Consider the following 23,690-nt stretch of genomic DNA (forward strand, 5'->3'; position numbering starts at 1 on the left):
GATCGATAGCTGTCTCTCGCAGCTCAGCCCCTGAGCTAACGAGCATTCATGGTTACGCAAAGGCGGACTCAAAATCACTGAGCGCCTGGTTTACCTTGTATCGAAGCATCAGCGATGCAGAAAGTTTCACCATCGCTTCGAATAAGACATGCCCTGATTCGATCTCACATTGACCAACGCAACGTCCGCCATACTCACCAGGCTCGTACGCGTAGACTGTGTAGAAAACCCTGCCAGACTCACGGTTCAATCCCGCAGTGATATGTGTGACGGTCCCAGTCATCACAGTTGAGTCAGGATGTGAAAACTCCAAGACGTCGTCAAACGGAATAAACATAGCCGAAGCGGACATCACAAAGAGACTCGCGATATCTAATGCTTCTTCAACTTTTCCAAGCTCAGGCGTTGCGTACTCATGCTCAAGAATATTTCTCATGTCGACGACTTTGCGCAACAAGCTTGGTGCCATTAGCCCGAGCGCTCTGATACGTTCTATTTTTTTGGGCACGTTCCATCTAAGTGGCTGGTAGCCAAAAGAGATCAACAACTGATCGAGCTGGCTGACAATGGCACGTTTCGCATTGGTCGTTGCGTTGACAAGAGCCGCCAAGCCGCCTCGTTCAAAATCGTCCTCCGCCAATGATAGGAACTCGGCCGGTGAAGTCTTCAAGTCAGCCATTCCAAAACTGCCACCGCCCAACGCGATCTCACACTTGCTCATGTCAAATTTATGAGCGATGCAAAACTCTTTGATATCCACCTCACTCGAGCCTATTGCCAGGTAAAAGAAACAGTCTATCAGCGCCGACGTACGTTTAACTCAGTCGACGATAGCGGACAATGAGAAAGGGCGCGCCATGCGAAACCCAGGTGGCAAGCGCCTTCGGAGGTGCCCGCAATGCTGCGCCGGCAGCTATCAGCTAAGGGCGGTCGTGCGCGATACTGAGGCTGCTCAGTGGAGAATTTTAGATTTCATCAGGATAGTATCTGGCTAGCTAGGCAGGCTCCAAGTGAGGCTTCGGTAAGACGTGAGTGAATGCGCAAATTTGTTGGTGCACGAGATGATTGAGCGGACGCTATGGTGTGAAACCGAAAATGGCCGAACCAAACTGGCTCAGGGCGAGTTGCGAAAACGGACCGAACCATTGCTCATTCTCGGTGAAGCGGGCATGGGAAAGTCGTATCTGCTTGAATGGTTTGCAAATGCTCCAGGCCATGCACGCTGCACCGCTCGTCAGCTGATCAATCGTCATGACCCGAGAACACTACTAGGTGACGCCACGACTCTGGTGATTGATGGGCTTGATGAAGTGAGCGCCCAAAAGGAGGGCGATGCGGTGGACCTAGTGCTACGCCAGCTCGGACGACTAGGCTGCCCTCACTTCGTTCTATCGTGCCGTGTCGCGGACTGGCGTAGCGCCACTGGGCTAGAGGCTATTCGCGAGCAATATCCAGAGGAGCCGCTGGAGCTGCATCTTGAGCCCTTTGATGATACTGACGCAGCAACCTTTCTAAGTGCCTCGCTCGGGGCCGAGACCGCCGAGACGGTGGTTGAACATTTCAACATTCGCGGTCTCAACGGACTACTTGGCAATCCGCAGACTCTCGAACTCATCTCCCGGGTCGCCGGCTCGGGAAATCTGCCTGAGACACGTAGTGAGCTCTTCAGCCGAGCAGTTGAGGTACTGCGGGTCGAGCACCGGGATGCAAAGGCCTACGGTCAGCTCGCACGAGAAGTAGGGCTTGACGCTGCGGGTGCTGCATTTGCTGGCTTGATCCTTACTGGCAGTGAAGCCATCGTCCGAACTTCCGCAGCCAACTCCGCTGAAGGCGAGTTGCAACTCGCCGATATTTCCTGCCTACCTCAGGGAGAATCCATAGGGGACATGCTTGGCACACGGTTGTTCAGAGCCGATGGTGCTGATCGCTTTGGATATCTACATCGCCGTGTCGGTGAATATTTGGGGGCTCGATGGCTTGCGAAGCAGGCTGATACCCCGGCTAAACGCAGGCGCCTCTTATCAATGTTCCACAGTCATGGTCTCGTGCCGGCAAGTCTACGTGGCATTCATGCGTGGCTCGCTTATGATCCGGCACTTGCTCAGGCGGTGATCGCCGCTGATCCAATGGGCGTGATCGAGTACGGTGATGCAGACGATTTAACGGTCGAGCAAGCTCGCTCACTAATAGGGGCACTAGAGCTACTGGCAACGGACAGTCCTCGTTTTCGCGATTGGGGACCCTATTCTGTGCGTGGAATCATACAGCCCGAGCTAATCGAAGAAATACGGCGACTGATTACCGTACCGGAAACACCGTTCGCTCTACGCCTTCTTGTGCTCGAAGCGGTCAAAGGAAACAAGATTTCTCCAGCCTTAGCAGATGACTTTCGGAAGATCGTTCTCGACCCACAGGCGATTTTCGCGAGCCGGAGAGCCGCAGGTGAGGCGCTTTCTGAGCTAGATGGTGAAGAAGATTGGTCGACTATTCTCTCCGCATTACACAGTTATGACGATGAGCTCTCGATTCGACTGGCAATCGAGCTGATCGAGGACATTGGTTACGAGCTGATCCACGATAACCTTGTAGTCGACCTTGTAGTTGCTCATGCCCGAAATGACGGTCGCACGATTGGCGTGTTATCAGGCCTAAAGAGGCGTCTTCCTGATCTTAGGATTGAAGGTATCCTTGACCGTTTAGCTATGGTGGCAAAGACGCTTGGTAATCGGTATGAACGCCCCGGAAATTACGTCCTAACTGATTTCGCATATCACCTGATCGCACGTGCCGTGGCGGCCGGTGGCGTCACGGCCGAAAAAATTTGGTCTTGGCTAGAACCATTTGATGCCAGCGTCGGATATCAGCGCGAATCTCGTCAGCAACTAGATGCCCTCATCCGGGGCGATGTTTATTTTCGCCAGGCCATACAGCGCTACGTACTGTTCGAACGGCCTAGTGATCAAAGTCCTTGGCAGCTGGCCTGGGAATTGAACCGGCGGTCCTCCGGTTTTGCGGCGACCACGGCTGACGTCGTTGCGTTACTTGAGGTGCTTGATCCTTCAGATCACAGCGATGAACGTTGGCGCGATTTGGTTCAGCTCACTCCGCACGACGATGAAATAGGTGCCGAGGTTCGTGCAGCCGCAAGGCCATTCGCTGCACACTGCCCTGACCTATTGAACTGGATCGAAAGGCTTGCCAAGCCGGTTATACCCGAATGGAAGATCGAGCAAGCTGAAAGCGAACGTATCCGCCAAGAAAAGCAAGCTGCCGCGCACGCCCAGCACCGAAAGAGCTATGCGACTTGTATTGATCAAATGGGTGTCGGCGACTTCGGAACAATCATCGATCCGGCCAAAGCCTATCTCAATCTGTTTAATGATGTCGGAGACGAAGTGCCTGCCCACGAGCGCGTTGCTCAATGGCTTGGCGACGATATCGGGGATGTTGCGCATGTGGGGTTCGAAGCATTTATGGTGCTTGAACCAGCCACGCCCACAGCGCACGAGATTGCGGAAGGTCTTGCACAAGGTCAGTACTACGAAGCTGGCTACATTATCGTTGCTGCGCTTGCCGAGCGCTTTCGGAAAGGCGTAGGGTTCGATGATCTTTCTGATGAGCGCCTGATGGCGGGACTGTTTGTACTGCGCCGAACTTGCATCGACGACCACGCAGGGATTGTCGGTCTCAGAGAGGCGATCGAGGCCGCTATCCAGGCTCGCGGAGGTTGGGGGGACGCAATGCGGCTCTACCATGAACCTCAGCTTCAAGCGCGCTGTGAATCAGTAGACGGCCTCTATGCACTTGTGCGAGATGAACGTCATGCAGAACTTGCTGCTGAGCTTGCTGCCGAATGGCTAAAGCGCTTCCCAGATCTTCCGGTCGGACCGGAAGCAGAGTTGATCTATCGGCTTATCCGCTCGGGACGATTCGAGGTATTACGCCGCGTTGCCGTTGGTCGCGTAAAGCTGACTGACGATGAGCGTAGGCGCAACTGGGATACGATTGGCCTTGTCGTCGATTTTGAGCAGACGGCTGCGCGGCTGAGTGTTTCCCAGATTGAACCAGAGCTGCTCTGGCATTTGCGTGATTCCACAGGTGGACATTCTGACGACGGCTCCTATGTTGCTCTGGGGCCAGCGCAGCTTGAATGGATCATCACTACATTCCGCCCGCGTTGGCCAATGGTTAATCGTCCAAGCGGGACTACCGGGGGCAATACCAATCCCTGGGATGCGAGTAATCATCTGATCCATCTAATCCGTCGTCTAGGCAATGACACCAGTGAAGATGCAATCGCTGCGTTGATGCGCTTGAGGAACGCGCCAACCGACGGTTACACCGAGTCGATTAAGATTGTTGTCGCAGAGCAAGCGCGCATCCGTGTCGAATCATCTTATGCTCCTCCCGCGCTTGAAACGATCAATGCGATTACACGTAATCTTCTTCCTGTATCCGCCGCTGATCTGCAGGCGTTGGTGCTCGAGGAGCTTTCGATCGCCCAAGCGAAGGTCAAGAGCGACGATGCCGAATCATGGCGTGGCTTCTATGATGACAACGGTACGCCCTTCGCGGAAGAACGCTGTCGTGATCATCTTCTTGGGCTGCTTCGCCAAGGATCGAAAGAGATCACGTTTGATCCTGAGGCGCATGTCGCTGCAGACAAGGAAGTCGATATTGCCTGTTCAGCGGGTGCACTTAGGATACCGATCGAAGTGAAGGGGCAGTGGCACCCGGAACTCTGGAGAGGTGCGGACATGCAGCTTGATGCACTCTACACCCGAGATTGGCGAGCAGAGGGTCGTGGCATCTATCTCGTCCTCTGGTTTGGCGATCAGAATCTGCCAAACAAGTGCCTTAAAAAACCAGGGCGAGGTACGGAGTCACCTCAAACAGCGAGTGAGTTGCGGGAAATGCTCATTACCGGAAGCAAATCAGTACGTGAGGGACGTGTGATTGTTTTTGTGCTTGATCTGGTGCGCTCTTAGCCGAAAGTCAGCAAGATGGCGGGAGTTAGGACGACCGTTGCCTGACGTGCCGAATGTTGAACGCCTGTAAACTGCCGTTCGATGCTAGATATGGGTAGACGGAGCCGAATCACAGTGTGAATACCGCTGGGTGAAAAGCTATAAGACATCATATTCCTGGCGCCCCCTGTTTCATAACTTGCACTTCCGGGAGTAATGTCTTCACGAGATATCGTCCTCTAGTCGCCGCTTGGAGCGAATGCGCGACGAATTGTTTTTGGCCATCGGAAAGGGAGGTTTGGTTTGGCGACAAGAGCTGGCTCTCATGCGGGACGTGGGTTTCGCTATCAGGATGCGGTTGCGGCAAGCCTTGCTGTGGAAAACTTAGTCGGCCAGCTTGGTTACGGCAGTGTCGTCCCTGAAGGGGGTGACGATCTTGAGGTCCGGACGGCCAGCGCTAGAACGCTCGCGCAGGTCAAGTCACGACGCGACCACATGGGGCCGTTTTCAGCTCGTTCAGTGGCGGGCTTCGTCACGAAAATGTGGGAAGGAGAAGGGCTTCCTGGCGACCAATTTCTGCTGGTGCTCGAAAGTAACGTTGGCGAACGTCGCACTGCCATCCGCCAGTTGCAGGACCTTTCCGCCTATCCGACCGTCGTAGCCCAGCTGAAGGGACGCAAGGGGCTGGCTGGCCTCATTGCGCGAACCAAGGTGCTTGTGCTGCCTGACCCTCGCGGAAGCGCATTAGCCCAGATTTCGGCTAGGCAGGACTGCACCCCCTTCGAAGCCGAGATGTACTTCGCGGACCTCTTGGGCGTGGTGGGGCATCTTTCTGATGTTAATGGTACTCGGCCGGAGAACGCCTATCTTGGACTTGCAGTATCTGATGTTCAGCAGCGGTTCGATGCGCTACAGCCGCTTTTGACCTCAGCACTAGTCGAGGCAGCGCTAACTGAGGGCTTGTGTTCAGCTGTGGACTTCCTGACTCCTGATGAGGATCCGCAGTTCTACCTGGGTGTCGATGCGCAGGCATCACATGTAGCAGCAGGACTTGTTGTGGAACGCCCTGAGCTCCGTGCAGCCGTTCTCCAAGGACTGGAAAGCCGCAGAAACGCGCTCATTCACGGTGCTTCCGGCTCAGGAAAGTCAGCAGTTCTTTGGGAAGCCGCGTATGCCAGTCGCCACGCAGTGCGTTGGTTTCAGATTCATCGTCTGCCGACGACAGCAGTTGCGTCACTTGTCCAGCTTGCTCGCTCCAGACGAGCGACTGCAGATGCGCCCGTCGGTTTCATCATCGATGACGTGGGGCGAGGGTTCTCGGAGGGTTGGACCGCGTTGACTGCGGAGGTAAATCGCACTCCCGGGCTGCTGCTTTTGGCATCTGTACGAGAGGAGGATCGCTATCCGCTGGTAGATAACCGTCGCGCTGCCCAGGTCAAGGTTCAGGGCGACGACACTCTTGCTGAACGAGTGTGGCGAGAGTTGAGGGGTAGAGGGCAAACCGCTTGGCAAGGATGGCGAGAACCTTGGGCGCTGGCGGCTGGCCACCTACTTGAGTACACCCACGTGCTTACCCAGGGGCATCGATTGAGCGAGACGCTGCACGAGCAGATTGCTGCGCGGATGAACGACGTCACTCGACACGACGAGCTGGATGTCTTGAGGATGGTGGCTTGTGTGAACGCTGCGGGTTGCAGTGCCGATGTGTCAGAATTGCCTCGCGTCTTGTCCAAACCAGCGACTACGGTCTCGCTAGCGCTGACCAGACTCAAGGATGAGCACCTGGTTCAAGACACACATGACGGCAGGATAGTGGGGCTGCATGAGTTGAGATCTGCAGAGCTACTTCGTCTGTCCCACGAGTTCGCGCCGCCCTTGTTGTCGACTACGGTCGCAACTGCAGTTTGGCTGGTCTCCGCATCCGAGATGTCTCGGTTCCTTGAGCGCACGCTCTCTAGGCACCAGGGATGCGATGACGAGGTAATTGAAGGCCTGGCACTTAGATTGGAGGCAGCACCGAGAACGACGCTCCTCAGCGCAATTCTGACAGGGCTGGATCACACGAACGCGCATCGGGTGATCGGACGATGGCTCCAGACCGCCGAAGCACTTGCGATGGCGAAGTCGTTGCTGGGAACGCCTGCTGGAATTGCGATCGGCGACGTCGAGCCACCAGATATCGGTCCGATAGTCTCGGTATCTCGACGCTTTACTGAAATCAGGACTGAGGTCATCGCTTCAGGTTTGACCGCTCGCTTTTTGGCTCGGTTAGCTCCAAGCGATCTGCGCCGCACGCTCCAGGCGGGGAGCAGCATGGGGGACTTGACCCGGCTCATGGCTTCTCTACTCGGCCAAGTCATCCCAGCTTCGCACTTGAGGGAGCTGGCCACACATTCCCCACCGCTTGTCGACGCGGACTTTCAAGCCATAGTTTCGCTACTAAGAGTCACAGCAAGGGTCGACAGGGCGCTGGCGATCAGTTGGGTCGATGCAGTAGGGCAAGAGGTGTTGTTCCAGCGCTTCTGCGACCATGTGGCATGGGCCGAAGCGCCGCGTCTGAGCCCATGCGAGGAAGGTAAAGAGGTTCGCTCAGACTTCTGGTATGTAGCAACCTCCGTGCAAACCGACCTTAATCACGAGGTGTATCAGACTTGTGAGAGCTTGCTGGCGCTGACACCTGCAGCAGATATTGTCTCCAGCAACGCGCTCGGAGCTGACGGGCGCATCGTCCCGTCCACAATTGGAGGCTACCCGCTTGCTTGCAAACGCATGCCCAGAGCGAACGTTCCTGCGCCCGAACAGGTTGCCCGCAATCGTGCGTGGCTGGCCATTCTCAACGCGGAATTAGCTGCTAAGAGCTACACCGCATATCTAGCGCAATGCCTGGATCTGCTCAATTTGCTCGTCCCGAACCTCAGAGCCCTGCTTGACGGGCAATTCAGAGGGAAGACTGATACAACGGCACTCAACGTTTTGGGGCGCGTATACGACGTTGCTATCAGCTTGGTGGCGCCACAGGAGGAGCAGCCAACTGCTGAGGTTCAGAGCTGGTCGAGGCTGCCATCGATCCTGTCCAGTTGCTCCACGGACCTCGTCCGGAGGTTTCTTGCGCTGCCGCAGGGTGCTTCGGCCTACATGGGGTGGCTTGCAGACCTAAAGAAAAGCATCACGATTGCGGCGTCCGAGGAGTCATGGGATGTGTTGTCAATCGAGGCTCCGAAAGAGTTGGATGAGCTACGGCGCCTCGTGGAAATGTTTCAGACCATGGCCGGTGAGTCCGAGAAAAGAGGGCTGCATCCGTTCCTCACCCACCGCTGCCAGACGGCCCCAAAGGGAAGTGCGCTTGGCAAAGCTGCACTTGCAGCGCGCCGATATCGCGAGGCCGAGTTCAATAACTTGGAAGGTAGACTAAGGGCCGAGCTGACCGCGATAAGCCCTGGCATCGGCGTTCATCTGCTGCCTGAGGCTACCATTCCCGGGGTGTGGCCGCCTGCGGATGTGTTGGTCACCTTGCCTGTGAACACCGATGGAACAGGCGTGGATCTAGAGAGTGGCTGGCCAGCCTGGCGCGCTCTCGTTGATGACGGGCGCAAGATTTGCGTCCTGCCGGTCATGAACAAGCTCGGATTGACGAATCTCGCTACATCTGGCTTCGACAGTCTGTTCCCTGTCCTACCAAATGAACTGGCGCAACCCTGGTGTGCCGCCGCAGGACTCCAGGCAGCTCCACTGGATTCGCTAAACGTATTTACTCGTCTCACCAATCCGTTGGCAGAGCTCCAAGGTATTGATGCGTATTGGAGCAGCAAGGGAACCAGGATGCCCGAGGAGGAACGCATCTATCGGGCGATCTTCGAGACTCTCAACGAAGCGAGGGAGGCTTGGAGCAACTTGGCGCTCACGGATGACATCAAGGAGGCTGGCCTGCAACTTGTGGATGCCGCTCTTCAAGGCGAGCTCTCGATTGCGAATGCCGCTGCAAGGCTGCTGCACGGCGAGCGGACCCAGACTATCGAAGCCATCGAGTCATTCGTCCTAGCACTTACCGTGTTCGACTGTCAGCGCAGTGCATAAGCTCGGCAATGAAAGCTATTGATGACCACCCTCCTGCTGAATGTGGGTGGCTCGGCGTATCACTTTGAATTCCTTCCAGACTGGTCTGCCGCAAGTCAGGGCTTTTTCACGATGGTTCGCCATCTGGAAATAGGCTGAGGATAATTTTAGAGATAATGAGTCATACCCTGAAGAACAATACCCATTGAATTCAGCCTCTTTCGTGTTGATACGATTCCTGTCTCCGCACCAGATATCAAGGCTTGCAGCGATGCAGGCCTTTTTTGTGCTTTGAAAAAGATCGTGCACTCTTCAGATCGCTGAAACAAATTGCCGAAAATGGGTGGTTTGACCTTTCAGGGCAATTCTTCAGGAATGTTCGGCGAGGACTGCAAACGCGCATTTTTGGGCATGGCTTGCCCGTAATTGGCCCCTCGAATCTGGCAGCAGTGAAACTGGCACTCACTGACGTAGGGACAGTCGATAGGCCCCACCATACAGCCGATGATTCGACTGGGTTCTGACCTGATGGATCGTAGATCCGGAAACTATAGAATCGCTGCGACTACAGCCTCATTAACATCTGAAGGCGACTCCGAAAGGGTCGCCTTTTCTTTTGCCCAGTCGATGGTGATTTCGCCGACTTTGATACCGCGCGGAGTGGGCTGGGGCGTCAAGGTCACCTCGGAGTAGTGAAAACCGAGCACCCGATCACCTTCGCGGGGCTCCAGCGTGAGCGTGCCGTCTACCGTTGGCAGCAGCGTGATGCGCTTTTTTGCAGCCGAAGGATGGTTGGGATCCTGATAGATCGCGGTGCCTAAGGTCATGAGGTAGGCAATAAAAGCAGCCAAGTGGTCAGGGCCTTTAATCCCCCGTTTGCGGAGAAACGCTTTTTTGCCGTGCCAGATGTGCAGGATGAGCGTGTGTCTTCATCCAACCTTTTTGAAGTAAGGCAGGAGCCACTGCAATGGGTAGCCGCTGCCGGCTGGGTTCCAGAGCTTGGGCAGCCGCTGCCATTGCTCGTGATCAGCGGGTGCGGATTGTCGGAGTACAGCTGCCAGGTCTTGGGACGCGCCCATGTCGAATACGAGATCGTTTACTCGACTTCAGGGGTGGCGGGCTTGCAATCGGCATTGAAGGCAGGGCTTGGAATTGCGTGCCTTAATGCGAGTGCTGTCCCGCATGGCGTGGAGCCTTACAGGACTGGCTTGACGGTGTTGGCGCAAGCCAGGTTCTCGCTGCTTCCACCGCGTAAGGGGGAGTCTGCACTAGTGGAAAATGTACGGCGATTGTTGCAGGGTTACCTCGCATAGGGTTCGGGACGAGGCATTCATCGTTTCATTCAGGCTTATAGACACCTTGTTTGCCTTGCCCCGTGAATATTCAGATTGGCTTCTCAGACAAGAGAAACGCTATGACCGATGAAAAAAAGGATGATCGCCCTGTTTATCAGGCAGCCTGCCATTGCGGGACCGTGCGGTTTTCTTTGCGCTTGACCGACGGTCTACGTACAGCGCGTAGGTGCAACTGCTCGTTCTGCCGCATGCGTGGCGCTGTGGCGGTATCAGCCAACCTGTACGACATCACCGTCACCCAAGGCGAAGAAGCGCTTACCCTTTATCAATTCAACACACGGGAAGCCAAGCACTACTTCTGCTCGAAGTGTGGGATCTATACCTTCCACCAGCGTCGTTCTGTGCCGGAGCAGTACGGGGTCAACGTGGCTTGCATTGAGGGGATGAGCCCATTCGACTTCCCGGAAGTGCCTGTCTGTGAAGGACGGAATCATCCTAAAGACCGCGTAGGCGGGGCAGCAGGGGTTGCAGGATGGCTGCGATATGAAAGCAACGTTGAGTGACTGATGGTGGTCGCCGGTATCAAGGGTTTTTCATCATGCCCAGTTCGGCATCATCGAGCAGGGCCTTGGCCAGGGCGCTGAGGTAGTGCGAGGCCCAGAGCAGCTGGGGTTTGTCTTCCATCAGGCCGTCGATGGTCAGGTCGCGGACGTAGCCCATCAGCTCTGAGGCCTGTTCGCGGGCACTTTGGCAGGGGATACCGGGTTCGATGCGGAAGAGGGGGTGAGTCTGGTTATGACCTTGGTAAAAGGTGGTTTTGCCGACAGTGAAGTGGGTTTCTTCGGTGGCCATTGTTTGATCTCCCTGAAGTTAAAGATGCCTGGGCTGGCGCTATCGCCGGCAAGCCGGATTCCCACAGGGGCCGTGCTGTGCGAGAGAGAGCAAGCCTGCGAAAGTGTCAGGCCAGGCAAGTCATGATGCGGATTAATGCAGCGTCTGCGGATCTGCTGGCTTCTGGATTTGCGCCAGCGCGGATTCGAGCATTTTGCGCAGGGAGTCCAGCTCGTGCATTGACGTCATGATCAACAACGACACGGGTGACTTCGGCTGCATCAACATCGCCTGCTGGGCAACGACTTCTGCACAGAGTGCATAGTCAGCGGCCATCATCAGTGTGTCTTCAAGGGCGTGTAGGTAAGGTGGATCGGGGACAACTTTCAACATGGCTATTTACCCAATGGGTGCGTCCACCTGTCTGCTGTCAAACAGAATGGTGGCAGCTGTACGTGGATTGACAGACCGGTGGAAATAGCAAAAGTCCCGGCGCACGCGAACGTGCTCCACATACAGCCGCCATGAGGGCTAGCCGCAGACTATTTACCATTCCAGCCTGTCAAAGCTGCATCGTTGATGTGCAACGACACCCCGAGACTAGAGCGCTAGTTAGCGTGGCTGCAATGGAAAATAGATCGCGTCAGTATCTTTGGGAAATGCCCTACAAGAAAGGGGTTAAATCTGATTTATTTTGCCATTAGAAGTAACTGCATGTAACGCCAGCATGTGTCCGAAACAACTGCTAACGTCATAAACCTTAACAGCCCGAGATGAGGCTCAAGATGGTTTCGCACACTGATGTCATCGCCAAAAATCGTGATGCCTGGAATGCGTCCGCCGATCATCATCGGCGAAGCGCTGCCTGGAGCCAGCTGATCGATGCCGTGGCTCACAAAGATTTTTCTTGCCTTGATTCAACCCTGACTGACCAGTTGAAACAGATAGGCATAGCGGGGAAGTCCGTTATCCAGCTGGGCTGCAACAACGGCCGCGAAGCGATATCGCTATTTGCCCTAGGCGCATTGGAAGTGGTGGGCGTCGATCAGTCTTCGGCATTCCTCAAGCAAGCGCACGAGCTAGCCGAGATTTCCCCTTACTCACCAGAATACGTCGAGTCAGACATCCACGAACTCCCAGCAAGCCTCAACGAGCGCTTCGAAGTCGCCCTGATCACCATCGGTGTCCTGAACTGGATGCCCAACCTCTCTCAGTTCTTCACCCACGTCGCCAGAACGCTGAAACCGGGCGGTACTCTGGTGATCTACGAAACGCACCCATTCCTGGAAATGCTCGACCCCGAATCCAGCGATCCTTGGCGGATCAGCACGTCCTATTTCCTGACCGAACCTATGGTCGAAACCGGCGCGATTGTTTACGAAGGCGAGGCCGAGCCAAACGAGCTGCAGTCGTACTGGCATCTTCACTCGCTGAGCGATGTGCTTATGGGCGTTACCGGTGCAGGCTTGAGTCTTCGTGCATTCGACGAATACCCACATTCCAATCGGGAGGAGCTCTATGACGTCTACGAGCAGGGCGCGGCACAGATACCCATGTGCTACACCCTGGTCGCAGAAAAGCGCTGAGAAAGCGGAAGAACAGGGCCGGCTTTCCCGGCTCAGCCCACCGTAATCCCCGCATTCAGCACCAACACCACAATCAACCCGACCACCGCCACGATGGACTGCACCACCGAAATGGTCTTGGTCGCTTCACCCATGGTCATGCCAAAGGACTCCTTCACCATCCAGAAGCCCGCATGGTTGGCATAGTTGAAGAACAGCGATCCGCAGCCGATCGACAGGGCCAGCAACGGCAGGTTCAGGCTCGGGTCAGCACCCGCAAGCGGCGCCAGCAAACCAGCAGCGCCAACGATACCAACCGTGGCAGAGCCGGTAGACACCGACAGCAGCATCGCGATCAGCCACCCCAGAATCAACGGCGGGAAGGCAGATTGCTGGGTCAGGTGCACGATGGCATCGCCGACCTTGGCGCTCGTCAGCATCTCCTGGAAGGCCCCGCCCCCGGCGATGATCATGATGATCGAGGCAATCGGCTTGAGGCTTTTGCCCAGCGCATCGCGCAGTTGTTCGGCGTCGCCGCCGCGCGCCAGTACCAGGCTCGCGCCGGCGAACAGCACGCCGAGCAGCATGGCGATCAACGGGTTACCCAGGAAGCTGGCCAGCTCCAGCAACGCATTGCCCTTGGGCAGCAGCATTTCGGCGACGGCATGCACCAGCATCAGGATCGCCGGCAGCAACGCGGCCAGCATGCCGAGCAGCACGCCGGGGCGGGGGTGGTCGTCGGCTTTCTCAGTCAGTGTGAACTGGTCCAGCAGGGCCTGATCGGGCCGTGTGCTCATGCGCGGCGCAATGAACAGGCCATACAGCGGGCCACCCAGGATCATGGCTGGGATAGCGGCAAGGAAGCCATAAAGCATGGTGGGCCCGACCGAGGTCTTGAGCACGGCGATGGCGGTCAACGGGCCAGGGTGCGGCGGGACCATGCCGTGCATGGCGGCCAGCGCGGCAATCACCGGCACACCGACATACACGTATGCCGAGCCCTTGAAGCGGGCCTTGCCTTCCAGCTTGCGCGCCACGCTGAAGATCAGTGGCAGCATGATCACCAAGCCCACTTCGAAGAACATCGGGATGCCGATGACAAAGGCGACCAACATCATCGCCCATGGGATCATACGGTCCGAGGTGCGCTTGAGGATCACGTCGGCGACCTGCTCAGTAACGCCCGCGTCCGCCAGGATCTTGCCAAGCATCGCACCCAACGCAATCACCACCCCGACCGCACCCAGTGTCTTGCCAGCGCCAGTGAGCAGGTGGGAAACGATGCTGTCGGGCTCCATGCGGGTGGCAAAACCCACGCCAATGGACACCACCAGCAAGGCCAGCAGCGGGTGCATCTTGAGGCGGGACACGATCAGCGCTACCAGCACCAGGACACTGACCAGTGCGGTCAGCAACAGCTGTATATCTAAGGGAGTCATTCAGGGAATCTCGGTTGGGCTGGCGCGCTAGCGGCACTCAGGCATTGCAGGCATGACAGGGGGTTCTGCAGGCAGTAGCGAGCCGTTATCGGTCGCGGGCAGATGGCCGACTGGATGCGCAAACTTCGAATTTCGGAGGAATGGGGCTGGCGGACGGCGGTGTCGCGCCGGGTATACGCGTAGGGCTGGGCAGTGCGGTCATGGAGCGATTCACCTTGTTATTTGGTCATCTATATGAATCGTTGCAAAGTATTTCCGGGACGGTGGGATGCTGTCAATAGCATGCGGTCGCATCACATGGCCTTTTCGCCTTGGCAGGCAATACTTCTTTGTATACGCAGGCGTGCTTCTGGTGGCGCGCGCCGCTGGGAGGTGTCAGGTGAACAAGCTATCAATCGTGGGTGCCGGGATCGTGGGCGAGGCAGCGGCGCAGATCATTGCCCGGGAAGAGTACTGCCGTGAGCTGATGTTGCTCGATGTGCAGGGTGAGCTGGCCCAGGGCAAGGCGCTGGACATCTGGCAGGCAGCCGTTGAGTCAGGTTCCGATACCAAGGTGCTTGGCGGCGCCAAGGCCGACATGCTGCAGGACTCGGAGCTGGTGGTGATTACCGCAGGCGTGCCGCGCAAGCCCGGCCAGTCGCGGCAGGACGTGCTGAGCATCAACCTGCCAATCCTCGACGGCATCATGCACGACATCAATCGCTATGCGCCGGCAGCGACGGTGCTGGTGGTGTCGAACCCGGTCGACGTGCTGACCTATCGGGCCTGGTCGCTGAGCAAGCTCGGGCGGGGCAAGGTGTTCGGCCAAGCGGGGGTGCTGGATACCGCACGCATGAAGTGCTTCATTGCCGAGCAGACGGGGTTTTCTGCCCGGGATATCACGGCGCTGGTGCTGGGCGGGCATGGCGACAGCATGGTGCCGCTGATGCGCTACTGCCAGATCGGCTCGGTGCCGCTTTCTCACTTCCTGTCCGATGAGCAGATCGAGCGGATCGTCGAGCGTACGCGTAAGGGTGGTGGCGAGATTTTGGGGCTGAAGAAGGTCGGCAGTGCCTGCGATGCACCGGGTGTGGCCATTGCGCAGATGGTGGATGCGATCGCCAATGGGCGTAACCGCATTTTGCCGGCGGTCGCGATTCTTGAAGGGGAGTACGGGCGCACCGACATCGCCATGGGCGTGCCCTGTGTGCTGGCGGAGGAGGGGATTGCCCGAGTGATCGAGTTGCCGCTGGATGCGCAGGAGCAGGCGATGTTTGATCACTCTGCCGATCAGGTGGCGCAGGATATTGCGGAGATGAAGGCGTTATAGGCTGCAGGGATACCAAGTGCCTGCACATTCATACTCTACGGCCCTTTCACGCGGATGAGGCAGGCACTTTCGCTGTCCGGATTTCCTTTTTTCTTACCTAAAGCTTCAGCGGTGGAACGAATGAAATATCGCGTGTCAACCTCAATTTGACCGCTACCCTTGACTTGTGCAAAATCGCCCCTCACTTTGATTAACAACCCAACCTTTTTCAGGAGGCCGAATGGAGTACCGTACTGCAAACGACGTCCTGCAAGCGCATTGGGACGGGCATCTGCCGGTCAACCCTCAGGCAATAGCTGAGGCGATGGGCATTGAGGTCAAGTCGCTGACCCCGTTCGATCAGGTGAACTGGCGCCCTAACGAGAGCGGCCATTATTCCTATCGTGATGGCAAGCCGCTGATCACCTACAACGTCATGGATGCGCCTGTTCGTCAGCGGTTCACCATCGCTCACGAAATAGGCCATCACGTGCATGGCGATCTAGACGCCCCACGTGATACCACCGAACAATTCAGCGCGAAAGCGAGAGACCCGAAAGAGGTCGCCGCCAATCGGTTCGCTGCTGCGTTGCTGATGCCTGCAGCCTTGGTGAAACACCTGGTGCTTGAGCAGAGGGTTACTGACCTTGGTCGCCTCGCCAGGGCCTTTGGTGTCTCGACTGCGGCGATGGAATTCAGGCTGAAGGCAATTGGGTTCTTATGACGGATACCAGTGATGACCTGTCTCAGGGAGAGGCGGAAAACGTAGGTCTGGTCAGTGACTACCTTAAAAGAGAGTCTTGGCGTTTTCGGTGGGAGAAGCGCCTGACCAATGTCACCGTGGCACTGGTCATCACTTTCTACATTGCGCTGCTAGGCTTCGTGTTTCTTGGGAACATTCGAGTTACCGTAGGCATGTGGTATTTCTTCACCTCCGTCAAGCCTCACTCCACGGGTGATATCCCGATCATCGTGGCACTTTCTACGGTGCCTACCTTGTTGCTGATTGCCTTGCTGCGCTATTTCCATCATCGGCCAAAGCCTGAGCAAGATGATGCACAGGCACCTCTACCCATCAGCGTTGAAGCAGCCAAAGAGATCATCAAGGCGACTACCGACGCAATGAAGGCACCGTAGCCGATCATTGAAATAGCGTTTGTCGAGGGCTGCTTTGCAGCCCTTCGCGAGCACAGAGTGGAGCTATGTCAGCGCCGTACAAGCAGCGGAATCAGTCTGATGTAAACCAACTCGCTCACCAGTTCCACCAGCGTCTGCGTGATCACGGCAGCCGCTGCCAATCCGCGCAGGTCCTCTGGCAACGCCAGCGCCAACGGCAACACCACCAGCGAATTCCGCGTCGCGGCGCTGAAGGTCACCGAGCGTGCTTCGGCCACCGGCAAGCGCAACAGCCGGGCCGAAACGAACCCGAGCAGCGGTGCCAGCAACATGAAGCCAACATACACCGGAATCACCGGCAGCAACCGGTCGAAGTCCCGAAGCACCACGGCAATTTGCGCACCAATCACCGTTACCAGCACCAGGGCCATGGCCGGCACCGGCATCCACGCCCAGGCGTCGTTCCACGCCGAAACCGTGCGGGAGCGGCGGGCGCCGGCGCTGGTGAACACGGCGAAGATCATCGGCAGCACGATCAGCAGCACGAAGGCCTCCACGAACGGGGCAATGCTCATGGTTACGTCGCTGCTGTCGCCTAACATCAGTGCCAGGTACAGCGGCAGCAGCACCAGCTGCACCAGCAACAGCACGGGCGTGGCGGCAAGGGTCAGGCGCGAATCGCCTTTGCCGATGTGGGTAAACACCACCACGTAGTCGATGCACGGCGTAAGCAGCACCAACAGGGCGCCGATCAGGATTGCCGGGTGATCGGCCAGGCCGCGGGTGAGGGCCCATACCAACAGTGGCACGAGGATGAAATTCGCGAGCAGCAGGGCCGCCATGAAGCGACGGTTTCCCAGGCCCTGGCGCAGGTCGAGGAACGGGATCTGCAGGAACATCGCATACATCAGGATGGCGATGGCGGGGGTGACCAGGGTTTTCAGATGCTGCGCGGCGTCGCTGGCCAGTAGACCGAAGGCAATGGCAGCGAGTACTGCGGCGAAGTAAATCGGGATCTGCTGGGTTTCGAGTTGCTCTCTGGTCAAGGTGGGGCCTGTGCGTGGTCGTCAAAAAGGGCACAGGGTAATACGCTGGGGTGGGTGGATGCTCGATTTGTGCCTCATTCCAGCAACAAAAAGCCCGGCACAAGGCCGGGCTTTTTCACATCAGGCTTGCGCCAATCAGTTGCCGTATACCGGCAGCTTCTTGCAGATGGCCTTGACCTTCTCACGCACGGCGTCGATCACCGCTTCGTTGTTCAGGTCAGCCAGGATGTCGCAGATCCAGCCGGCCAGTTCACGGCACTCGGTTTCCTTGAAACCACGGGTGGTGACGGCTGGGGTGCCGAAACGCAGGCCCGAGGTGACGAACGGGGAACGTGGGTCGTTCGGTACCGAGTTCTTGTTCACGGTGATGAACGCTTTGCCCAGGGCAGCGTCAGCATCTTTACCAGAGATTTCCTGCTTGATCAGCGACAGCAGGAACAGGTGGTTCTGGGTGCCGCCGGAAACGACGTCGAAACCACGCTCGATGAACACTTCGGCCATGGCCTGGGCGTTCTTCACGACCTGCTGCTGGTAAGCCTTGAACTCAGGCTGCAGGGCTTCTTTGAAGCAGATGGCCTTGGCCGCGATCACGTGCTCCAGCGGGCCGCCCTGGGCGCCCGGGAAGACGGCGGAGTTCAGCTTCTTCTCGATGTCGGCGTTGGCACGGGCCAGGATCAGGCCGCCACGTGGACCGCGCAGGGTCTTGTGGGTGGTGGTGGTGACCACGTCGGCGAACGGCACAGGGTTTGGATACACGCCAGCAGCAACCAGGCCGGCAACGTGGGCCATGTCGACGAACAGGTAGGCACCGACCTTGTCGGCGATGGCGCGGAAGCGGGCGAAGTCCAGCACCTGCGAGTAGGCCGAGAAGCCGGCAACGATCATCTTCGGCTTGTGCTCGACAGCCAGGCGCTCGACTTCGTCGTAGTCGATCAGGCCGTTGCCGTCGATGCCGTACTGGACGGCGTTGTACAGCTTGCCCGACGAGCTTACCGAAGCACCGTGGGTCAGGTGGCCACCGTGGGCCAGGCTCATGCCCAGGATGGTGTCACCGGCCGACAGCAGGGCCAGGTAGACCGCGGCGTTGGCTTGCGAGCCAGCGTGCGGCTGGACGTTGGCGTAGTCGGCGCCGAACAGCTCTTTGGCGCGGTCGATGGCCAGTTGCTCGACCACGTCGACGTATTCGCAGCCACCGTAGTAGCGCTTGCCTGGGTAGCCTTCGGCGTACTTGTTGGTCAGGACCGAGCCCTGGGCTTCCATGACAGCTGGGCTTGTGTAGTTTTCCGAAGCGATCAGCTCGATATGCTCTTCCTGGCGCAGGGCTTCTTGCTGCATGGCTTCGAAGAGCTCGGCGTCGTACTTGGCAATGGTCAAATCACGGCTGAACATGGCGGTCCTCAAGGATCGGGGTAATTTGGGGGGGCATTCTAACCGATTGATCCGCGCCTGGCATATGAAGTGGCATCAAGTCGCGGACCAATGGGGCTCATGTTGCATCCCGCGCCGTGCCTGGGCTGGCTGGGGGTTGGAGTTGACTCTCAGGTCCGTTTTTACCGGCGCTCACTGGAATATGAACAGCGTCTCGTTGGCGAACTGGGCCTCGAACTGGTTGGCCGGCATCGGCCGCCCGAACAGGTAGCCTTGCACCTCGTCACAGCCATGCTCACGCAAGAACTCCAGCTGCTCGTGGGTCTCCACGCCCTCGGCGATCACCGCCAGGTTGAGGCTGTGGGCCATGGCGATGATCGCCCGGGCGATCTGCGCGTCTTGCTCGCCCTCGGGCAGGCCGTCGACGAAGGTGCGGTCGATTTTCAGCACGTCGATCGGGAACTGCTTGAGGTAGTTCAGCGACGAGTAGCCGGTGCCGAAGTCGTCGACCGCGATGCTCAGGCCGAGGTTCTTCAGGCTGGCGAGAATCTGCAGCGCTTCGTTGACTTCGCGCATCAGGATGCTTTCGGTCAGCTCCAGCTCCAGGCACGCCGGTGGCAGGTCTGTTTCTTCGAGGATGGTCGCGATCCGTGTGCCCAACTGGCCGTCGGAGAACTGCCGCGCCGAGATGTTCACCGACACCTTCGGCACGCGCACCTTGTTCTTGTGCCAGGCCTTGAGCTGGCGGCTGGCCTCGCGCAGCACCCAGTCGCCGACATCCACCACCAGGCCCAGTTCTTCGATCACCGGGATGAAATCACCCGGCGGCACCAGGCCGCGGGTCGGGTGGCGCCAGCGCAGCAGCGCTTCGGCACCGGTCAGGCGCTTGCCGTCGCCGCTGAACTGCGGCTGGTAGTAGAGGATGAATTCGTTCTGCTCCAGCGCGTGGCGCAGGTCGCTCTCCAGCTCCAGGCGCTCCAGGGCGCTGGCGTTCATCTCGGTCTGGTAGAACTGGAAGTTGTTCTTGCCGCGCTCCTTGGCGTGGTACATGGCGGTGTCGGCGTTCTTCATCAGCTGGCTCAGCTCGTTGCCGTCCTGCGGGCTCAGGGCGATGCCGACACTGGCGGTGACGAAGAACTCGCGGCCTTCCAGCACGAACGGCCGCACCAGGCTGCCCAGAATGTTCTCGGCCACGTGGATGGCGCGGTTCAGGGCCATCTCGCGGGTGGCGCGCGGCTGCAGCAGCAAGGTGAATTCGTCGCCGCCCATGCGCGCCACGGTGTCGTCGTCATCGACGCAGGCCAGCAAGCGCAGGGCCATGTCCTTGAGCATGCGGTCGCCCGCGGCGTGGCCGAGGGAGTCGTTGATCGGCTTGAAGCGGTCGAGGTCGAGGAACATCAGCACCACCCACGACTTCTGCCGCTCGGCCTGTTGCAACGCGGTGTGCAGGCGGTCCTGGAACAACGTCCGGTTGGGCAGGTGGGTGAGGGCGTCGTAGTAGGCCAGGCGGTGGATGCGCTGTTCGCTGGCCTTGCGCTCGCTGATGTCGGTAAAGAAGCACACATAGCTGGCCAGGTCGCCTTCGTCGTCGAGCACTGCGGTAATGCCGACCCAGGCCGGGTAATGGTCGCCGTCGCGGCGCTTGAGCCACACTTCGCCTTCCCAGCTGCCGTGCTGGTGCAGTTGCTTGAGCACGTAGCGCAGGTGGCTTTCTTGCTGGTCCTCGACCACCAGCATGGCCGGCAGCTGGTCGAGCACGTCGCCGACCGCGTAGCCACTGACCCGGCTGAACGCTTCGTTGGCCTGCACGATGTAGCCGGCCGGGTCGGTGATGAGGATGGCCGAGGTGGAGTGTTCGAACACCGTCGCGGCCATGCGCAGGTCTTTTTCCGCGCGGCGTTGCTGGCTGATGTCACGGCCCACGCCGAGCACGCCTTCGAAGCGTTGCTGGTCGTCCCACACCAGCACCAGGCGCAGCTCGATGGGGATCTTGCGGCCATCGGCGCGCAGGCAGTCGAACAGGAACAGTTGCGTCGGCAGCTGGCTGCGCAGTTGTGCCAGTTGTTCGCGGTCGCCCATGGCCTTGCTGACCCGCTCCATCAGGCTGTAGATGCCGGTGAGCTGGGACGGGTTGGCGATGATCGACTGCCAGCCGTTGTCGAAGATCCAGTCGGCCTGGTAGCCCAGCACCGACTGCACCGAAGGGCTCAGGTAGTTGAGTTGCAGGCGGCTGTCGGTGGAGAAGATCACGTCGCTGATGCTTTCGGCGAGCATGCGGTAGCGTTGCTCGCTGTCGCGCAGCGACTGGCTGGCCTCGATTTGCACGGTGACATCCTTGCCCACACCGATGATGCGTGTGACCAGGCCATCGTCGTCGCGGGTCAGCACCTGCTCGCGGATGTCGTAGCAGCGCCAGCCGCCATCGCGGTGGCGGAAGCGCAGTTGAGTGTGCAGCGACTGGCTGTGTGCGCTGTCGCGCTGTTGCTGGCGCAAAGCCTGATAGTGCGCGGCGTCTTCCGGATGCAGCAGCAATTCCCAGAAGCGGTCGCCCATCTGCGCCAGCTCGGTGCGGTCGTAGCCGAGGGTCTGGCCGAGGTGGCGGTTGCTGAAAATCATCCGCTGGCTGAGCACATCCTGCACGTACAGCTGGTCGGGCACGGTGCGCACCACGTCGGACCAGAAGCTCTCACGCTCCAGCAGCGACAGCTCCACCTGCTTGCGGCTGGTGATGTCGCTGATGCTGAGGATTACCGCCTGGTAATCACGGCGCTGCTGCGGCAGGCGCACCATCAGCCACAGGTGCAGCTCGCCGCCCAGCGGCGCGGGCAGGCGTACTTCCAGTTCCAGCGACGGCTGCTGCTCGATCAGGGCGTCGATCAGTTGTATGCCGATGCTGTCGCGGCCGGCGCCGCTGCCCTCGATCAGCCGTTGCCAGGCGCCTTTGTGGCACTCGACGTTGAGCAGCTGACGCGCCACCTGGTTGATCTCGGTGATCTTCAGCTCTAGCAGCAGCGAGCGGCGCAGGTTGGGGTCCAGCGCCAGGCTCTGCTTGAGCCCAGCCAGGTTGCGCAGGTGATAGCGGTCGAGCTGGCCTGGCAGGCTCGACAAGTCGAGCACGCACAAGGCCACGCCCGTGCCTTCGAAGATTTCGTGGTAGCGCCGGCGGTCTTCCTGCAGAGCGCGCTGGCGGCGGCGCATGTTGACCAGCGCCAGCACCGGCAACAGGGCGCAGAACAGCGCCAGCAGGCATTTGCCGATCAGTGCCGGCAGCAGCTTCTGCTGGGCAAGGCCCGCGTCGAACAGGCCACGCAGTTGCCAGGTACTGTTGTCGATGAATGCGAGCATTACGCTTTGCAGCGGCTCACCGCTGGTCTGTACCGGCGCGTGGCGTTCCAGCACCTCACCGCTGCGGCTGTTTTCCAGCAGCCAGAGCGGGTGGCCGGGGCCGTCCAGGTGCACGGTGAGCACCTGGTAATAGTCTGGCGACAGGCGCAGCAGCCAGTAGCCGCGATCCTGTTTGGCCGTCTGGCGCAGCAGCAGGTAAATGGTGCGGTTGTCCGCCGAGTTGGCGAAGAAGTAGTTGCGGCCCTGGTTCAGCCCGACCAGCTCGTCAATCAGCTGGCGGTCGGGGCTGCCATCCAGGCTGTCGCTGTGCAGTTGCCCGGTCGGGTCCAGCCAGGCCAGGTCGCGCAGGGCAGGCAGGCGTTCGCGCAGGGTCGCCAGCAGGCTCGGCAGGGCGGCGGGCGTCGGCGGTTTGACGTAGGGCTGTACCACGTTCAGAGCCTGCTGGGCCTTGAGCGCCATGTTCAGGCTCAGGTGATCGGCGAGTTCGGCACTGGCGTCCAGGTTCAGCTGGCGCTGGTCGGCTTGGGTGTGGCGAAACTGGGAAAACAGTTGCCACAGCAGCAAACCCAGCAGGATCAGGGCCAGCAGGGCCAGCGCACCCTTGACCGAACCACGCAGCGAAGCGACTGGGGCCGGCGAAGCGGGGCGCAGCGGAGTCCGATGATTGAGATTGGTCAAGCGTTGGTCCTGCGATTGGGCTGGCGATGGCAGGTAGGACATGCACGGTGTATGCCGGCATGTGCACAGGCCAGGACCGCGGCTGCGCACTATAAAGCCGGACATGCGAACGGGCTAGCATGCCTGTGATTGTGGCAATGTGCCAGCCCGATTGTCCGAAGCCAGTGGTCGCGGTGACGCCCACCGTTCGGCAAGACCCTGCATCCTGTGCGAGAATGCCGCCCGCTTCAATGACAACGCATCGGAGATGTTCGGTTTTGGTTACTCACTTTTCCACCAATGGCCTCGATTCCGCCTGTGGGCGCAGCAGTCAGACCCTTGTCAGCACTGCCGTGACCGCGGACGTATCCTGCAAATCGTGCCAGCGTTCGCTGGACAAACCAGACGCGGCTACGGCCTCGAAAAACAAGACGCCATCGCTGGCTGAACTGCGCAAGACCGCCAAGGCGGCGGCAGCGCCAGCTGAACAGGCCCCTGTGGCTGCCGTGGCCAAGCCGGCTGGCAAGGTTGTCAGCACGCCTGCTGCAGCCAAGCCAGCCCAGCCTGCCCGCAGTGGTGGCTTCAGCGTCAAGGCCGCTTATGCCGCGCGCTTGGCCGAGCAGAGCGACCGTTGCCGGTTGCCGCGGGGCAAGGCCAGGAAGCAGCGCCACGTCTGAGCCATTTTCTGGCTGCTGTGCCGGCCCTTTCGCGGCTAAAGCC

General features: G+C 58.9%; 17 protein-coding genes. 9 read left to right on the forward strand and 8 right to left on the reverse strand.

Annotation, left to right across the window (positions count from 1 at the left end; genetic code table 11):
- Positions 1-52 precede the first annotated feature (52 nt).
- A complete protein-coding gene (locus APH28_RS24370) occupies positions 53-760 on the reverse strand; it encodes a hypothetical protein (protein WP_082432384.1) in 708 nt (235 codons plus the stop codon).
- 301 nt (positions 761-1,061) lie between these two features.
- Between APH28_RS24370 and APH28_RS29290 the strand changes: the two genes are divergently transcribed.
- Both APH28_RS29290 and APH28_RS24380 read left to right on the forward strand, forming a co-directional pair.
- Positions 1,062-4,988: an NACHT domain-containing NTPase gene (locus tag APH28_RS29290; RefSeq protein WP_060513026.1), complete on the forward strand. Its 3,927-nt coding sequence runs from the start codon at positions 1,062-1,064 to the stop codon at positions 4,986-4,988.
- 474 nt (positions 4,989-5,462) lie between these two features.
- The gene (locus APH28_RS24380; protein WP_156340940.1) at positions 5,463-9,041 is read left to right on the forward strand and encodes a hypothetical protein; all 3,579 of its coding nucleotides are present in this window, start codon (positions 5,463-5,465) and stop codon (positions 9,039-9,041) included.
- A gap of 527 nt (positions 9,042-9,568) precedes the next feature.
- Here the strand turns inward: APH28_RS24380 and APH28_RS24385 are convergent.
- Complete coding sequence (locus APH28_RS24385) at positions 9,569-9,871, reverse strand: hypothetical protein (protein ID WP_177334293.1); 303 nt, start codon at positions 9,869-9,871, stop codon at positions 9,569-9,571.
- A gap of 72 nt (positions 9,872-9,943) precedes the next feature.
- Here APH28_RS24385 and APH28_RS29590 point away from each other — a divergent pair, with 72 nt between their 5' ends.
- Entirely contained in the window at positions 9,944-10,333 is a 390-nt protein-coding gene (locus APH28_RS29590; RefSeq protein WP_177334294.1) for a LysR substrate-binding domain-containing protein, read from the forward strand.
- A gap of 101 nt (positions 10,334-10,434) precedes the next feature.
- The gene (locus APH28_RS28405; protein WP_082432385.1) at positions 10,435-10,878 is read left to right on the forward strand and encodes a GFA family protein; all 444 of its coding nucleotides are present in this window, start codon (positions 10,435-10,437) and stop codon (positions 10,876-10,878) included.
- 19 nt (positions 10,879-10,897) lie between these two features.
- Here the strand turns inward: APH28_RS28405 and APH28_RS24395 are convergent, their stop codons facing one another.
- Both APH28_RS24395 and APH28_RS24400 read right to left on the reverse strand, forming a co-directional pair.
- Positions 10,898-11,167, reverse strand: a complete 270-nt coding sequence (locus APH28_RS24395) for a DUF3077 domain-containing protein (RefSeq protein ID WP_060513029.1) — start codon at positions 11,165-11,167, stop codon at positions 10,898-10,900.
- 132 nt (positions 11,168-11,299) lie between these two features.
- Entirely contained in the window at positions 11,300-11,539 is a 240-nt protein-coding gene (locus tag APH28_RS24400; RefSeq protein WP_060513030.1) for a hypothetical protein, read from the reverse strand.
- A 392-nt stretch (positions 11,540-11,931) separates the two neighbouring features.
- Between APH28_RS24400 and APH28_RS24405 the strand changes: the two genes are divergently transcribed.
- Positions 11,932-12,732 carry a bifunctional 2-polyprenyl-6-hydroxyphenol methylase/3-demethylubiquinol 3-O-methyltransferase UbiG gene (locus APH28_RS24405; RefSeq protein WP_156340941.1) on the forward strand — a complete coding sequence of 267 codons (801 nt, stop codon included), beginning with the start codon at positions 11,932-11,934 and terminating at the stop codon, positions 12,730-12,732.
- 32 nt (positions 12,733-12,764) lie between these two features.
- Here the strand turns inward: APH28_RS24405 and APH28_RS24410 are convergent, their stop codons facing one another.
- Positions 12,765-14,150 carry a GntP family permease gene (locus APH28_RS24410; protein WP_060513032.1) on the reverse strand — a complete coding sequence of 462 codons (1,386 nt, stop codon included), beginning with the start codon at positions 14,148-14,150 and terminating at the stop codon, positions 12,765-12,767.
- Between the two features lie 379 nt (positions 14,151-14,529).
- On the opposite strand from APH28_RS24410, the gene APH28_RS24415 reads away from it, so the two are divergent.
- From APH28_RS24415 to APH28_RS24425, 3 genes are all read left to right on the forward strand, one after another.
- Positions 14,530-15,459 (forward strand): malate dehydrogenase, encoded by a 930-nt coding sequence (locus tag APH28_RS24415; protein WP_060513033.1) that lies wholly within the window; start codon positions 14,530-14,532, stop codon positions 15,457-15,459.
- Between the two features lie 220 nt (positions 15,460-15,679).
- Positions 15,680-16,162 (forward strand): ImmA/IrrE family metallo-endopeptidase, encoded by a 483-nt coding sequence (locus APH28_RS24420; protein ID WP_060513034.1) that lies wholly within the window; start codon positions 15,680-15,682, stop codon positions 16,160-16,162.
- Positions 16,159-16,575: a hypothetical protein gene (locus tag APH28_RS24425; protein WP_060513035.1), complete on the forward strand. Its 417-nt coding sequence runs from the start codon at positions 16,159-16,161 to the stop codon at positions 16,573-16,575. The genes APH28_RS24420 and APH28_RS24425 overlap by 4 nt, the downstream gene beginning before the upstream one ends.
- 68 nt (positions 16,576-16,643) lie before the next feature.
- Here the strand turns inward: APH28_RS24425 and APH28_RS24430 are convergent, their stop codons facing one another.
- The 3 genes from APH28_RS24430 to APH28_RS24440 all read right to left on the reverse strand — a co-directional run bounded on the left by APH28_RS24430 (position 16,644) and on the right by APH28_RS24440 (position 22,991).
- Complete coding sequence (locus APH28_RS24430) at positions 16,644-17,600, reverse strand: arsenic resistance protein (protein WP_060513036.1); 957 nt, start codon at positions 17,598-17,600, stop codon at positions 16,644-16,646.
- Between the two features lie 135 nt (positions 17,601-17,735).
- On the reverse strand, positions 17,736-18,989 hold the full coding sequence (gene glyA / locus APH28_RS24435) for a serine hydroxymethyltransferase (protein ID WP_060513037.1): 1,254 nt from the start codon (positions 18,987-18,989) through the stop codon (positions 17,736-17,738).
- A gap of 171 nt (positions 18,990-19,160) precedes the next feature.
- The gene (locus tag APH28_RS24440; RefSeq protein WP_060513044.1) at positions 19,161-22,991 is read right to left on the reverse strand and encodes a bifunctional diguanylate cyclase/phosphodiesterase; all 3,831 of its coding nucleotides are present in this window, start codon (positions 22,989-22,991) and stop codon (positions 19,161-19,163) included.
- Positions 22,992-23,248: 257 nt separating this feature from the next.
- Between APH28_RS24440 and APH28_RS24445 the strand changes: the two genes are divergently transcribed.
- Positions 23,249-23,647, forward strand: a complete 399-nt coding sequence (locus tag APH28_RS24445) for a hypothetical protein (RefSeq protein ID WP_060513038.1) — start codon at positions 23,249-23,251, stop codon at positions 23,645-23,647.
- The last annotated feature ends 43 nt before the right edge of the window (positions 23,648-23,690 follow it).

Source organism: Pseudomonas sp. NBRC 111124 (assembly GCF_001320245.1).
Lineage (GTDB): Bacteria > Pseudomonadota > Gammaproteobacteria > Pseudomonadales > Pseudomonadaceae > Aquipseudomonas.